We start from the raw sequence: 14,841 nt of genomic DNA, 5'->3' as shown, positions 1-14,841 counted from the left end.
ATGCGCACTCCAAAACTATTTAAAATCTCTTTTCCTTGATATTCGTGTATATTCATAATCAGGTATTTCTTCAGATTTAATTACGGTTAACAAAAGTAACAAAACCAAAAGTATTGTACCAATCTTTTTTCCTTTAATAATGCAGGTTTCCATAGGTAGCAAATATTTGATCTGCCGGCGAATAATTGCTGTAAAAAGAGCTTTCAGCAAACCATCTAAGTCTCTTTAAATGTTAGGAAGAAAACAATTTGGCGGAATTCGTTATTTTTGGAACTTGTGCTTGCGGGAGTTTTATTTTCTCCGGTATTTTGCGCTTTAATCTTATCCAGATATGACCAATCAAGACCTGCTGGCCGTTGCCAAAGAATTCGATAGCCCCGTATATGTTTATGATGCTGAAAAGATCGCATCTCAGTACAAGCGCCTGAAGAATGCTTTTAGCGAGATAAAAGATCTACGTATACATTATGCGGTAAAAGCTCTTTCCAATATTTCTATTCTGAAATTCCTTAACTCCATGGGCTGCGGACTCGATACGGTATCGGTACAGGAGGTGATGCTGGGACTTAAGGCGGGAGTAGCCCCCAAGGATATTATCTATACTCCAAACGGGGTTTCCCTGGAGGAGATTGAAGAAGTAGTAGAGCTGGGAGCACAGATCAACATAGATAATCTATCAATTCTGGAGCAATTTGGTGCCAAGCATCCGGAGGTTCCGGTTTGTATTCGTATAAACCCTCATATTCTCGCTGGTGGAAATGCCAAGATTTCGGTAGGTCATGTAGATTCCAAGTTTGGAATCTCCATTCACCAGATGCCCCTTTTGCTACGCATCGTTGAAAATACCGGAATGAACATTAACGGAATCCACATGCACACCGGAAGCGATATCCTGGATATAGAGGTTTTTCTTCGTGCCTCAGAAATTCTCTTTGATGCAGCAAAGAACTTTAAAAATCTGGATTTCCTGGATTTCGGAAGTGGTTTTAAAGTCCCCTACACCGCTGGAGACATAGAAACTGATATCGAAGAACTGGGAGAAAAGCTCACTCATAGGTTCAAGGATTTCTGTAAAAATTATGACCGTGAACTCACCCTGGTTTTCGAACCCGGAAAGTACCTGGTTAGCGAGGCGGGTAAATTTCTCGCACGGGTTAACGTGATCAAGCAAACTACCTCTACTGTTTTCGCAGGGGTAGATACAGGTTTTAATCACCTTATACGCCCTATGTTTTACGGGTCTCATCACGATATCCATAATATCTCCAATCCAGAGGGCAAGCAGCGCTTTTATTCAGTGGTAGGATATATCTGTGAAACCGATACTTTTGCCAATAACCGCCGTATTGCCGAGATCACCGAGGGAGATATCCTGGCTTTTAGCAACGCCGGAGCTTATTCCTTCTCTATGGCCAGCAATTTTAACTCCAGGTTTCGTCCTGCCGAGGTACTCTGGTATAATGGCAAAGCTCACCTCATTAGAGAAAGAGAAACTTTTAAAGACCTTTTAAGGCATCAGGTGATCATAGATCTGGAGTCCCCGGCCTCTGAATAAATTTTTCTTGGGAAACTTAAGGCGGGTTTTGCTTAACTTTCCCTTCGGAAAAGAACAGCAAGATGAGCCTGTATTTTATTGCCATACTCCCACCCGAAACCCTGAGCCAAAGCATCAGAGAACTGAAGCTGGAACTGGCCAAAAAATACCACAGCCGGCATGCGCTGAAACTCCCGGCGCACCTCACCCTGCAGATTCCTTTTAAAATGGCAGAAGCCAAGGAAGAAAAACTGAAAAAGCTACTGGAAGATTTCACCTCACAGCAACAGGCTTTTGAGGTGGAAACCGATGGTTTTGGAAGATTTTCAGGAAAAGTCCTGTTTATTGCCATAGCCAAAAATGCCGTGCTACAGGAACTCCATCGTAAGCTGCAAAAACATCTGGACAGGTCTTTACACTTAAAAGAATACGAAAAAAGCAACAACTTTCACCCACATTTCACTCTTGCCACCCGTGACCTCAGTTCCAAAAACTTTGAACCTTCCTGGAAGGAATTAAAAGATCAAGAACTAAAGAAAACTTTCACGGCAGATAGTCTGGTGTTGTTCAAGCACAACGCTAAAACCTGGGATTGGTTTGGGGAGTTTTTCTTAAACAAGCCCTCCGATGCCTGAACCGATTTCTGAGAAATTGAATCCCGGAATTTCATAAAAACATCCGGCCCTTTTTATCCAAAAAGGGCCGGGAATGCTTTTCTATTCTGCTGGCTATTAAAATTTGCCAGTAGCACAACTAATCATAGAATTGGCTTTTGACACAAGCGAGTTCTTTTCATCAACTGCCGGATAGCCAAGTTTTCTCAATTTCTCCTTAACTTTTATTGCATCTTCCGGCCCGTTATATTCAAATGATATTGCAGAGGTTTCCTTATCCACCTGTACCTCCCGGATATTTTCCATTTCTGAAATTTTAGTGGTAATAGTATTTACACACCCACCACATTTTAAATTTTGTACTGTTATTGTCATGTTCATTTTCAAAGAATTTTAGGATCCCCAAAATTAATATTCCAGGCAGCCCAGGCGTGTAACATAAGTTACAGTTTGACACATCAAAAATAACCAGGCTTAATTTCTCTGTTAGAAAAACGGATATGCTGAGAAATTGCAAAGAGAATGAAAATCTAATTTTTAAAACCAGTATAAAAACACTTATAATCTTCGCTTTGCAATTACTTCACGATTTTAAGCCTCTAAGTTTTGTCTGCAATTTATTCCTTTTATCAGCATCTTATTTCGGATCTTGAAATCATCTTCTTACAAAATATATTTTTTGTCTAAACATTTAGTTAAAATATTAAACAATACTATTTTGTTTAATATATTTACCTCATTATTAATCATTTAAAAAATTGATTTGTTATGAAAAATTATGCCTTACCGATCACTTACAACAGAATTGCTGTATCGATCTTTTTTATCGTTTTCTTATCTCTTTTCCTGGTTTCCTGTGAAAAAGAAGAATCAATGACCGAAACCAAATCTTACGAAATGACCGTTTACGATGTTTTGGAAGCAAACACCAAAAAAGCAGCTGCCAGCAAAAAGAAAGGCGCTCCTGCCCCCGGCGATGATCCCATTGCGGCAATCGCTATAGAAGCAGGCTTTGATGAACTGGTTGATGCGCTTTTTTATGTAGACGAAGAGCTTGATGCCGGCTTGGTAAACCTGTTCCTTAACGGCACCGACCAGTACACTGTTTTCGCTCCAACCGATGAAGCTTTTGAAAATCTCTACACAGCACTTGGCATTGACAGTACACGCGACCTGCCTGCAGAATTAGTACTTAATGTGCTTTTATACCATGTTACCGAAGGCCGCAGAGCTGCCAATAGTGTTGTGCCCCCAAAAAACTATCGCAGCATAGAAACCTTGCTGGGAGAGAGTTTTAGTGTTAATCCTGAGAGAAAAATTACTGCCATCGGCAGCACTGCAAACATCATGACCCCGGATATTTCAGCCTCTAACGGAATTATTCATGTTATCAATGCGGTGCTTTTACCCATAGAATAGATTTAGATTAGTTTGGTTTGAATTGGTAAAGGTCGTCTCAACTCAATTGGGATGGCCTTTTTACTCTTTCCTAACTTTACCGGTAAGCGATATTCTCCTATCTGGAATTAGACCAACCCCAGGAATTATTTCAGAAAAAAATCCTGATAAATTCCTCTTGCATTTGCTGCTAAAGTCATAGTTTTATTGCCAGAAAGTATTTCATCAATGAAAAAGATTCTCTGGATAATCCTTCTGGTTTTCCTGTTTTTAATAAGCCTGGTGTACATCTCTGTTTCCGGCAACGAAAAGGAATTTGAAACAGCGAACATTAAAGAATTTAAAGACCTGGAGCAAATAGATTTCAGCAAACATGACTCGGTGTTAGTAGCCGCGAGCAGTCTTTACGAAGGCAATATACTAAAAGGCATTATCCAGGGAGAAAATTACCGCGAAGCCTGGTCCGCGCCTATGAAGGTACCGGTGGTGTTTCTCGATACACTTTTTGGCGGGATGATGATCGTCAAAGAAGGTGGTGGAAGCCAAACTCATTCCCTCCGCCTGGAAGGCCCCGATGGGGTACTTTACTCCCTGCGCAGCGTAAATAAAGATCCGGCCTCCCACGTACCGGAAATTGCCCGAAGCCTTGGCCTGGAAAATATTGTGATAGATGCTATTTCGGCTTCACATCCCTACGGGGCCATCCTTTCAGCATCACTTTCTGAGGCGGCCGGTGTACTGCACACCCATCCCAGGTTGGTTTTTATTCCGAAGCAGGATTTTCTAGGAAAAGAATACAACGAAAAATACGGAAACAGGCTTTTTCTGCTCGAATATGAAACCGAAGGTAAAGAAAACTGGACAGATATCGAGCAGGTAGTGGAAATACTGGATACCAAACATTTACAGGAATGGAAGCAGAAATACGGTTCAAGCTTAAAAATTGATGAAGGCGCTTTGGTTCGGGCCCGGCTTTTTGACCTTCTAATTGGCGACTGGGACAGGCACGCTGAACAATGGGGATGGGTGGTGCAGAAAAAGGCCAGGAGGTTTAAGGCCTATCCGCTTGCGGGCGACAGGGACAATGCTTTTTTCAATATTAGCGGAATGATCCCCGAAATAATCTCCAATAAAAATATAGAACCTATGGTTCGGCCTTTCGAGAAAGAGATAGATTATCTTCCCGGTTTGATCTATCCCCATGATGTATACTTCCTGAGATATACCCCCGAAAAAATATTTATAGAGGAAGCACAAAAGCTTCAGGAACTTTTGAGCGATGAAGCTCTGGACTCAGCCTTTAAAGTTTGGCCTGATAATATATATGCCCTGGATGGCGAGGAAATAAAAGACAAGATAAAAAGCCGAAGAGATAACCTGGTTGAGACTGCCAGGAATTTTCACCGGATCATTTCTGAAAAATCATTGCTAAGCGAACCCCTAAAAGGATCTGAAGACATTGATATAAGTCCGCAACTAATGCAGTGTTTTGAATGCGCCCAACATCTAATTGAAAATTAAATGGAGTTAAAGTTATTCCTGATCACGCTTTTGATTTCCCTGAACTGCCATGGCCAGGCAGCAAATAATTCAGAGATCAGAATTTTTCAACACCCGGCCCCGGAACTCGATACTTTAAAAACAATTCGGGTTTATCTACCTCCCTGCTACGGGCAATCAGAAAAAAGATATCCGGTAATTTACATGCATGATGCACAGAACCTTTTTGATGCGAAAACAGCCTTTGCCGGGGAGTGGGAAATAGACGAGAGCCTTGATGGTTTGGAACCCGAAGTTATCGTGGTAGGAATAGACAATGGCGGAGAAAAGAGAGTAGAAGAACTTACCCCTTTTCCCAATGAAAAATACGGAGGTGGTAATGGCGAGGCTTATGTAAATTACATTATCAACAGCCTGAAACCTTATATAGACGAGAATTTCCGAAGTAAACCTCAACGGGAGCACACTGCTGTTTTTGGTTCCTCACTAGGCGGACTTATTTCTTTTTATGCCGCGCTAAAACATCCGGAAACCTTTGGAAAAGCAGGGGTTTTTTCCCCTTCATTCTGGTTTAGCGATAAAATCTATGGTTTTGCAGAAAATACAGAATTTAAAGAGGAGATAAAATTCTATTTTCTGGCAGGTACCCGGGAAGATGAAACGCTTATTTCAAACATCAGAAAAATGATCGGTCTATTAGACGATAGGATTCCTGAAGAAAATATATTCTTTAAAGTCATAGAAGAAGGCGAACACAATGAAGCCTTATGGCGGGAAGCTTTTCCAATAGCTTTTTCCTGGCTTATGGAGGAAAGGAATGGACTATAAGAGCTGTAAATTTTAAAGAAAAAGGCTGCTTAATTTATTTTAAGCAGCCTTTTTTGAAGGATTTATTTTATTTTCTAATCATCATCATTATCATCGTCATCATCATCCCCATTTTTATCTTCTGCACTAACAAAGGCGCCATCTAGGTCGAATTCGAGTTCAACCCCGTTGTTAAGCGTTACTTCATAACCGTCATCTTCTTTCTCGGCTTCGATAATGTTTTGATCGGGATAATTTTCAGCGATATAATCCAATATTACCTGCGGAAGATCAGCGGGGTTAATATCCTCTTCATCGTCATCATCATAAGAATCGTCCTCATCTTCTCCCCGGCCTAAAAACTCACCATTAGCATTAAAGATAAGTTCTGTATCGTTGTCCAATTCTACTTCATAATTGCCATTATTTTCCCGCTCGGCTTCATCAATGCCTACTCCAGGAAAATATTGAGCAATGAAATCCTGAATATTCTGAGGCAATTCTGAAGGATCCAAATGTTCATCACCAAAATCATCCACATCGTCATCATCAACGCCAAGGAAATTACCCTGCATATCAAAAATTAGCTCAGTTTCATCACTTAGGGTTATTTCATAAGTATCACTGTCCTCAATTTCAGCCTTCCTTATAGTAAGATCGGGATAATTGGTAGAAACATAATCCAGGATAGGTTGAGGTAAAGTGGAGGTTTGCACGTGAGCATCGGCCTTAATTGCGATTGCATTAAGATCTACTTCGGTGGTAATGTCATCATCATCATCAGAACTGCAGGAAAAGCTTATAGCTGCAGTTAATAAAGTAATTCCTAAAAGCTTAATTCTTTTCATAATACATTTTTTATTATTTAACTAAATATCAGGTGCTAAACCTGAATAATATTCACAGTAGGATTAATACAACTAAAACGCAACAATAACCAGCAAATTGTGAATGCCTTTCATAAAACCTTCCTAAAACTTAAGGAAGGTTAGCGGTTTAATACCTGCCATCATTGACTTCTATCCAGTAACCATCGGGATCCTGGAAATATATTTGTCTTATTCCGTCTGGTCGGGTATTAGAAGTCCCCGCCTCTCCTTTCCAGGTTTCAAAAGGAACGTTCTTCGCTTTCAGATGATCCATAAAGGCATCTAAAAGATCGGTTCTCATGGCCATATGCACTCCTTTATATTTTTCTATTACTTCCTTACTCTCTACAAGATGGAGCTGAACCCTGTCGTTGAGCTGAAACCATTTAATATGGTCGCCAAGACCTCCATTAGGAATTTCTTCCAGGTCTAGTACATTTCCGTAAAAATCGGCAGATTTCTTCAGGTCTCTAACCCTAATGGTATCATGGTCTTTTCTGAGGTTATATTTATTGGCTTCTGATGTTGCAGCGAAAAGAATTATCGCCGGTGTTTTTTGTATTGACATAATGCAATATTTTTTGGTTTATTAGTACTCTACAAGATAATTTAATTGCTTTCTTCAACTGTAAAACTGAGGTTAAAACTTTTATTTAGGGTGTCAAAAAGTCTTAACTTGCAGGATAAAGTTCAAATATCCTATGATTTATATCCTTTACCACCCCGAAGATGAATCGGAAGTGAAAAAAGATCTTATTCCGCTCTTGGAAGGAAAGGAATATAAATTAGTTGAATACCCCAATCCGGAGTTCAAGCCCGAAAATGAAAGGGTATTAATTACCTATTTAAGCGATGAATATCTTAGGGAATTTTTGCCCCGGGCGGCAAATCAGAATTGGCCCGTAGGCATCCTGCCCCATCCTGAAAACTTATACACCTCTAAAGGTTTAGGGATTTCATCAAAGATGGGAGAAGCTATGGAGGAGATCCTTGTTGCTGAGGGCAGCAAACTGGACATGTTATTTTGTAACGGGAAACCCGTCTTTCAGGCTGTAAACCTAGGTAATGTCTTTATCTTTTCAGAAGAACATAAAGAGAATAGTTTCTTTTTCGAGGTCACAACATTTTTAAAAAATATAAGACGACTTTCTTCTCTCTCTCATCACTCTTATCTTTTAAAAACTGATGGTGAGAAGTTAATACAAACTTCAGCCCTGGGAATTATCGTGGTAGAGCACCCATTGAGTTCGGTGGTTTCCAAAAGATTAGTTGCCGATAGTGCTATGAATGACGGGATGTTCAACGTACTGATACTTTCGCCACAAAATCTTTTTGAATTATTGTTGTTCTTATTACGCAGTTTAATTCCTATCAAGAAAAAACTGGGAAAACTACCTTCTTTTATCGGCCAAATCAAGATTTCCAACCTCGAGATAGAAGACTCCTCACAGATAGAGTATACGGTAGACGGACAGACAGATTTAGCCGAAAGCATTAAACTTGAAGTACAACCGGAAGCCTTGTGCTTAAAACAGGTAAGCATCTATTGTACCGATGAAAAGGGGGCCGATGTCAAGAAAAGTTTAAAAATAGACAAGCTACCCACGGGACAAAAAAGGGAAGAATTAGTCAAACGCTCCCTGCCCATCCTTCCCAGGGCTACAGCCGAAGAATTTGAAGATTTATTTAAGGTATTAAGGGAAAATGCGGTGACCAAATCTCCCTATGTGATAATGATGATTCTATCCACCCTTATCGCGACCTTTGGCCTTTTTGGTGATTCCTCACCGGTAATTATTGGAGCGATGATCCTGGCTCCTATTATCTCTCCTATAGTCTCTTTTTCTATGGGAATGGTGCGATACGACACACAAATGCTAAAAACCGGGTTTATCACAATTCTTATTGGAACAGGGGTTTCACTGTTATTTGCAGCCGGGGTGAGTCTTATCATTCCGCTAAAAGTACTCACTTCTGAGATCGATGCCCGGCTTTCTCCTACCCTCTTAGATATGGGGATAGCAGTTGCGTCGGGTGTGGCCGCTGCTTACGCTCACGCCGAGGAGGGTATCGCCAAAAGCCTGGCCGGAGTTGCTATTGCTGTCGCGCTGGTCCCCCCACTTGCCGTTGCAGGAATAGGTATTGGATGGTGGGATTGGGAGGTCTTTTCAGGAGCCTTTCTGCTTTATTTAACCAACATGGCCGGGATAATTATGTTTGCAGGAATCACTTTTCTTATTTTAGGTTTTGCACCATTTAAACGAGCTAAAATGGGACTTGTGTACACTTTAATAATAACCGTTTTGATCCTTGTTCCGCTTTCGCTTTCTTTTAATCGCATAAAGCAGGAAGCAAGCATTACCCGGCAACTGGAAGGTGCTACATATAATGATGTTATTCTGCGAAATGTAAAAGTACGGTTTGGTGCGCCCTTAAAAGTAAGTTTAACTCTGGTTGGCACTGAAAGCCTTGAAAAAGAAGATATGGTAGATATTAAAAAGAAAATAGAAAAAAGCCTAAACGAACCTATTCAACTGGAAGTGATTTCGGCACGCCAGTTTTAAGCCTTTAACAATTAAGAATTGAAGTGTTAAGATTTATCCAACAACCTATACTTTTTTCCTAAAGAGTTTTTCAGCCAAATATATTTCTCTAGTTTCGGTTCTGAAAAAATATAAAAATAAACAAAAACGATTATGTTTAGATTGAAAAGAATTGCGACTTCCCTGTTTTTTACAGCTGTTTTAGGTACTGTAGGCGCTGTGGCTCAAACTCCACAACAAATGGCACCGCAACAGCAGCAGCAAGTGGAAGTTAATGATGAAGAGCTAACAAAGTTTGCCAATGCGTACCAGGGAATCACAGTTATCAATCAACAGGCCCAACAAAAGATGATAAAAGTTGTTGAAGAAAGTGGTTTTGATGTACAACGCTTTAATGAAATTCACCAGGCTTCACTAGATCCAAATAAGGAAGTAGAAGCAAGCAGTGAAGAAAAAGCCAGACACAAAGCTGTAGTAACCGAAATTGAAAGTATGCAAGGTGATTTTCAGAAAGCCATGGAAAACACAATTAAAGAACAAGGGCTTAGCATTGAACGTTATGAACAACTTGCTATGGCCTTGCAACAGGATACTGCACTGCAACAAAGGCTGCAGAAACTTATGCAGGGATAAAAATCATCCGATCCCCTCATATCATAAAAATTACAAAGCGACAGAAATTTTCTGCCGCTTTTTTTTTGACCTTAGCCCCTGCTCTCATTGAAAATTCTCAATAAATCATTATTGGATTTATAAATTTTAAAATAAAATCTATTTTTTTATAAAAACTCCTTAAATATATTGTATATTTGCAGTCAATATAAATAATAGTTACAATGAACAGAGGAACAGTTAAATTTTTTAACGACTCAAAAGGTTTCGGTTTTATTACCGAGGAAGAATCAAACAAGGAGTATTTTGTACACGCAAACGGCTTAATTGACGAAATCAGAGAAAATGATGAAGTTGTGTTTGATCTTGAAGAAGGAAGAAAAGGTTTAAATGCGGTAAATGTAAAACAAGCTTAGGCTTTTTTTTAATTACCAGTTTATAAAGATTTTCAGGCCCTGCATTAATTTGCAGGGTTTTTTTTATACATTTTTTATAACATCAGGTTTGTTCCATTAGCTTGTTATTCCATATTTTAGGAACAAAAGGAAAGTATAACTATTTTGAAATCACCGGTTATTAGCATATTTATTTTTGCAGTCCTGTCAATAGGCCTGTCTCACCCCGGTTATGCACAAACTATGAAACAAAAAGATAGCTTAAAGTTCAACAATAAAATTGTTCCCGATGTCATTTGGCGTGAAGCTTATGTCGCCCTCGCTCACTATCCCGAGCTAAAGAATACTCCTATAGAATTTAAATTCAAGGCTAGTATTCAGAAATCATTTATGCAGGCTCAGCCCAAGATTTCCGGACTTTTCAAAAACAAGAAAAAGAGGGAATACTTCGTGATGATAAGTGAACAAATAGTCATTGAAGATGAAGTCTTTGATGTAACCACCGTCCCATCGGATGTTCTTATTGGCTGGTTAGGCCACGAACTGGGCCATATTATGGATTACCGGGAAAGAAGCGCCCTGAATATGATCTGGTTCGGATTGAAATATTTCACCTCAAAAACTTATATCCAGGAAGCAGAAAGGGTGGCCGACACCTACGCTGTAAACCATGGAATGGGAAAATATATAATCGCCACTAAAGACTTTATCCTTAACCACGCACACCTTTCCGATATCTATAAAGCACGCATAAAAAATCTTTACCTCTCCCAGGAGGAGATCATGATGTTAATAGATGAGTTAGAATAAAAGTGAAAATATGGAAATCGAGATCCTGGGTTGCCGGGGAAAGATTAAGGCCAGGGCACCAAAATATAGAAATCATAGTGGCTTCCTGGTCAATGAGAAACTGTTAATTGATGTTGGGGAAGAAGCCTTCCTTGAGAGAAAACCGAAGGCTATTATCTTCACCCATTTTCATCCTGATCATGCTTACTTTATTTTTAAAGAGGAAACCTTCTCTCCAAAAACCCCACATTATGGTCCCGAATCTCATCCTCTTATTCCTGAACTGAAGATTATTTCAGCAGAGACCGAAATTTCAGGATTTAGCATAACTCCTGTTCCTGTAATTCACGCCAAAAATTTAAAATCATATGGTTACGTGGTAGAAAAACACGGAAAGCGGGTTTTCTTTACCGGGGATGTTGCCTGGATTGAAAAAGCCCACCTAAAGGAAATCGGGCAGGTGGATCTTATTATCACGGAAGCGACTTTAATTAATAAAGGAGGACGTATAAACCGGGATGGTGATAATATCTATGGTCATACCGGAATACCAGATCTTGTTCGAATTTTAAGTCCGCTTAGTCCAAAATTGATTTTTACTCATTATGGAGACTGGTTTTTTAAGGATATCGGAGAAAGTAAAGAAAAACTCAAATCTCTGGAACCGGAGGGCACAAAGCTAATCCCAGCTTTTGATGGCTTCAAAATAAAAGTCTAATTTTCTAGCTCAAAGAATGATCTCATTAAGCGGGCATTGTTTGGTGCACTGGCCCCCAAATCGTTATTGAAGTACAGATATACTTCCTCCAATCCTGAATTTTTGATCTTCTCGTACCAGCTATGCAATTCCTCCCGGGAATAGTCGTAATCATACCATTTCTTTCCTTTTCCGTGAAATCGCACATAGCCTGTTTTCCCGGTGTTGATCATTTTTTCAGGGAAATCGGGACTTGAAATAGAGCAAAACACTACATTGTATTTGGTGAGAAGCCTATAGACCTCCTGATCAAACCAGGAAAGGTGACGAAACTCAATTACATTGGTAAAATCAGGATTAAGTAATTTACAGAAAGTCGCCAGTTTTTCATCATCCCGATGCAGGCTGGGTGGTAATTGCCACAGAATACAGCTTTTTTTATTTTCCAAAAGGTAGGCGGCATTATAAAATTTCTCCACGCTCTCCCTCACCTCGTTCAGTTTTTTCATATGTGTAACATACCTGCTGCCTTTCAGGGTGATTTTAAAATCATCAGGAACAGTTTCTTTCCATTTTATAAGGGTGGAATCTCTGGGAAACCTGTAAAACGTGCTGTTGATCTCCACAGTATTAAAAACTCCCGAATAATATTTCAACCAATCTTTTTGAGCCAGGTTTTCAGGATAAAAGCGATCTTTCCAGCCGCGGTAATTCCAGCCTGAACAACCAACATTTACTTTCATGATTGCTCCTTTTGACATTTAGGGCAGAAATAGGTACTCCTTCCCGAAACCTTGATCATCGAAATTTTCCCTGAACATTTAGGGCAATCAGCTCCCTCCTTACGGGAACGGCTTAGATAGTTCGAGGGAAATTCCGATCGTTCTCCTTCCTTTTTTATCGCAGTATTTAAAACATCCTGCATTTCTTCAAAAAGCTTTCCTCTCTCTTTTTCTGAAAGTTTTTCCACTTTGGTTTTAGGATGAATTCGGGTTTGAAACAGGATCTCATCGGCGTAGACATTTCCAATCCCCGAGATCATATGTTGGTCGGTAAGGGCCGACTTTACGCCTCCTTTTTTCTGCTGAAGCAGTTCTAAAAATTCTTTTTCAGAAAGGTCCAAAGCGTGTTTCCCAAGGGAGTGTTCCTTCTGAAACTCCTCAACCCCATCTGTGAGGTAGATCTTCCCTAGTTTTCTCACACATATAAATGCGAGATGAGAAGAATCCTTAAACGTAACGAGTAAATGGGTATGTTTAGGGGTCTCATTATGCTGGTAATATTCAAATTTACCCGTCATTCCAAAATGAAAAACCAGGCTTTTCTTTTTGTTGGTCTTAAGGAAAAGATATTTCCCGAGTTGTTGTAAGTCGGTAAATTTATTGCTGAGTAGGCTTTTTTTAAAATCGGCCGGAGAAGCTTGCAGTAACCCGGTTTCGGGAAATTCCACCTCTACTATTTCCTTGTTGAGCACAGTTTCTTCCAAAAAACTTTTAAAGGTCGCTATTTCCGGTAATTCAGGCATAATTGAACAATTTTTAATAGGTAACTCCTTAGGCTATGAGAATTTACTTTGGTTTTCATTTACGAATTTCTCCCATTCAGCAAACTTCTCTTCGTTCATCACTTTTTCCATTTTCACCTGCCCTCCCTTTTTCTTGTTGGCAGCATTCCACTCAGGGAACATTTCGGGATGTACTTTACTTACTTTCACCCCTTTTAGGGCTTTAGAACGAGCCACCCGGTAATTTTTATTCGCATTTTTCAAGGATTCATCCAGAGCTTCAGCAAGTTTTCCTTCAGAAATATCTGTTTCAGTGCCCAGGTACCAGTGATGATTAAATTCTCCATCAATTCTAACCGCCGCAAGGGTAAATTCAGGAATTTTAATGTCAAATTTTTCTTCCAGTTCCTGTACGGCATCATTCATCTTATTCACCGACAGCTGAGAGCCTACAACATTCAGGAAAAACTTAGTCCTCCCAGTTATCCTGATCTCATGCCTGGAGACATCGGTGAATTTAATGGTATCACCAATCAGGTAACGCCATGCGCCAGAAACAGTACTGATGAGCAGAACATAATCTTCATTTTCCTTTACATCGGCCAGGGAGATTACAGGAGCATCTTCCACCAGGGATCCATCATGGTTTATATATTCGGCCTTAAAAGGAACAAATTCAAAATAGATCCCGTTATCTAAAATTAGCCTCATCGCATTGGTTTCAGGCCGTTCCTGGATAGCCAGGAAGCCTTCTGAAGCCAGGTAGGTGTCGATTACCGTTATGGGGTGAGCTAAAAGTGAGTTAAAACTTTTTTCATAGGGTTCAAAAGCCACTCCTCCCGAGGCGAAAACCTGAAGGTTTGGCCATATATCGTGAATGTTATCCAGCTTGTTATGTTCAATCACCTTTTTCATCATCAATTCCAACCAGGAAGGAATTCCACTTAAGGCACCAATATCCCAGTTTTTAGCATTTTCAGCAATGCGCTGTACCCGTTCATCCCATTCTTCAATTTTGGCAATATCTTCACCCGGCTTATAATAACCCCGGAACCAGAATGGAATATTACTGGCGCTTATTCCGCTAATTTCTCCTTCCCGGTGGTCACCTTCTTTCTGAAGATCGGTAGAGCTACCAAGCATCATAATCTCTTTCTCGAAGAAATCCGGTGGCAGGTCAAAATTACTCAGGGCACTTACCTGTTTGATCCCTGCTTTCCGGATCCCTTCAACCATATCATTGGTTACAGGAATCCTTTTACTGGATTTCCCCGTCGTACCAGAGCTTAGTGCAAAATAAGGAGGGCGGCCCGGCCAGGTGATATTTTCCTTACCCTCGTGCACCTTATGCCACCACTCTTTTTCAAGTTTATGATAGTCGAAATAGGGTACTTTTTCTGCGAAGGTCTTGCTAATATCTCCAGATTTCAGAATAGCCTCAAAATCGTAATGTTTTCCGAATTCGGTATTCTTCGCTGTTTTTAATAATTTCTGAAGGACTTCCTTCTGGGCTTTCTCAGCATCGGGTTCAGTAACGAGATTATCCCTTAAATCGATAAGACTCTTTATAATAGAACCT

16 protein-coding genes are annotated in these 14,841 nt (G+C 40.0%); 10 read left to right on the top strand and 6 right to left on the bottom strand.

Annotated features, from left to right (window positions below; translation table 11 throughout):
- The first annotated feature begins 331 nt into the window (after positions 1 to 331).
- Positions 332 to 1,555, top strand: a complete 1,224-nt coding sequence (lysA, locus tag VIM94_RS06865) for a diaminopimelate decarboxylase (protein ID WP_332038548.1) — start codon at positions 332 to 334, stop codon at positions 1,553 to 1,555.
- 62 nt (positions 1,556 to 1,617) lie between these two features.
- Entirely contained in the window at positions 1,618 to 2,169 is a 552-nt protein-coding gene (locus VIM94_RS06860; RefSeq protein ID WP_332038547.1) for a 2'-5' RNA ligase family protein, read from the top strand.
- 96 nt (positions 2,170 to 2,265) lie between these two features.
- Here VIM94_RS06860 and VIM94_RS06855 read toward each other — a convergent pair whose 3' ends face one another.
- Positions 2,266 to 2,529 carry a heavy metal-associated domain-containing protein gene (locus VIM94_RS06855; protein WP_332038546.1) on the bottom strand — a complete coding sequence of 88 codons (264 nt, stop codon included), beginning with the start codon at positions 2,527 to 2,529 and terminating at the stop codon, positions 2,266 to 2,268.
- A gap of 387 nt (positions 2,530 to 2,916) precedes the next feature.
- Here VIM94_RS06855 and VIM94_RS06850 point away from each other — a divergent pair, with 387 nt between their 5' ends.
- The 3 genes from VIM94_RS06850 to VIM94_RS06840 all read left to right on the top strand — a co-directional run bounded on the left by VIM94_RS06850 (position 2,917) and on the right by VIM94_RS06840 (position 5,874).
- Positions 2,917 to 3,567 carry a fasciclin domain-containing protein gene (locus tag VIM94_RS06850; protein ID WP_332038545.1) on the top strand — a complete coding sequence of 217 codons (651 nt, stop codon included), beginning with the start codon at positions 2,917 to 2,919 and terminating at the stop codon, positions 3,565 to 3,567.
- Positions 3,568 to 3,774: 207 nt separating this feature from the next.
- Entirely contained in the window at positions 3,775 to 5,067 is a 1,293-nt protein-coding gene (locus VIM94_RS06845) for a hypothetical protein (protein WP_332038544.1), read from the top strand.
- Positions 5,068 to 5,874 (top strand): alpha/beta hydrolase, encoded by an 807-nt coding sequence (locus VIM94_RS06840; RefSeq protein ID WP_332038543.1) that lies wholly within the window; start codon positions 5,068 to 5,070, stop codon positions 5,872 to 5,874.
- Between the two features lie 74 nt (positions 5,875 to 5,948).
- On the opposite strand, the gene VIM94_RS06835 is transcribed toward VIM94_RS06840, so the two are convergent.
- Both VIM94_RS06835 and VIM94_RS06830 read right to left on the bottom strand, forming a co-directional pair.
- Positions 5,949 to 6,701, bottom strand: coding sequence for a PepSY-like domain-containing protein (locus VIM94_RS06835; protein WP_332038542.1), 753 nt, complete (start codon positions 6,699 to 6,701; stop codon positions 5,949 to 5,951).
- 148 nt (positions 6,702 to 6,849) lie between these two features.
- The gene (locus tag VIM94_RS06830) at positions 6,850 to 7,290 is read right to left on the bottom strand and encodes a VOC family protein (protein WP_332038541.1); all 441 of its coding nucleotides are present in this window, start codon (positions 7,288 to 7,290) and stop codon (positions 6,850 to 6,852) included.
- A 133-nt stretch (positions 7,291 to 7,423) separates the two neighbouring features.
- Here VIM94_RS06830 and VIM94_RS06825 point away from each other — a divergent pair, with 133 nt between their 5' ends.
- From VIM94_RS06825 to VIM94_RS06805, 5 genes are all read left to right on the top strand, one after another.
- Positions 7,424 to 9,286, top strand: a complete 1,863-nt coding sequence (locus VIM94_RS06825; RefSeq protein WP_332038540.1) for a DUF389 domain-containing protein — start codon at positions 7,424 to 7,426, stop codon at positions 9,284 to 9,286.
- Positions 9,287 to 9,418: 132 nt separating this feature from the next.
- Entirely contained in the window at positions 9,419 to 9,898 is a 480-nt protein-coding gene (locus tag VIM94_RS06820; protein WP_332038539.1) for a DUF4168 domain-containing protein, read from the top strand.
- 203 nt (positions 9,899 to 10,101) lie between these two features.
- Complete coding sequence (locus tag VIM94_RS06815) at positions 10,102 to 10,293, top strand: cold-shock protein (RefSeq protein WP_081212097.1); 192 nt, start codon at positions 10,102 to 10,104, stop codon at positions 10,291 to 10,293.
- A gap of 222 nt (positions 10,294 to 10,515) precedes the next feature.
- Positions 10,516 to 11,082 carry a hypothetical protein gene (locus VIM94_RS06810; RefSeq protein WP_332038538.1) on the top strand — a complete coding sequence of 189 codons (567 nt, stop codon included), beginning with the start codon at positions 10,516 to 10,518 and terminating at the stop codon, positions 11,080 to 11,082.
- A gap of 10 nt (positions 11,083 to 11,092) precedes the next feature.
- Positions 11,093 to 11,779 (top strand): MBL fold metallo-hydrolase, encoded by a 687-nt coding sequence (locus tag VIM94_RS06805; RefSeq protein WP_332038537.1) that lies wholly within the window; start codon positions 11,093 to 11,095, stop codon positions 11,777 to 11,779.
- Here the strand turns inward: VIM94_RS06805 and VIM94_RS06800 are convergent.
- The 3 genes from VIM94_RS06800 to VIM94_RS06790 form a co-directional block, all read right to left on the bottom strand.
- On the bottom strand, positions 11,776 to 12,501 hold the full coding sequence (locus VIM94_RS06800; RefSeq protein ID WP_332038536.1) for a DUF72 domain-containing protein: 726 nt from the start codon (positions 12,499 to 12,501) through the stop codon (positions 11,776 to 11,778). The genes VIM94_RS06805 and VIM94_RS06800 overlap by 4 nt on opposite strands.
- A complete protein-coding gene (locus VIM94_RS06795; protein ID WP_332038535.1) occupies positions 12,498 to 13,283 on the bottom strand; it encodes an Fpg/Nei family DNA glycosylase in 786 nt (261 codons plus the stop codon). Before VIM94_RS06795 ends, VIM94_RS06800 begins: the two co-directional genes overlap by 4 nt.
- Before the next feature lie 33 nt (positions 13,284 to 13,316).
- On the bottom strand, positions 13,317 to 14,841 hold a 1,525-nt coding region (locus VIM94_RS06790; protein ID WP_332038534.1), incomplete at its 5' end, for a GH3 family domain-containing protein.

It is taken from the genome of Salegentibacter sp. (genome assembly GCF_036568425.1).
In the GTDB taxonomy this organism is placed as follows: domain Bacteria; phylum Bacteroidota; class Bacteroidia; order Flavobacteriales; family Flavobacteriaceae; genus Salegentibacter.
The sequence above is the reverse complement of the archived record's forward strand: the minus strand, read 5'-3'. Positions and strand labels throughout refer to the sequence as shown.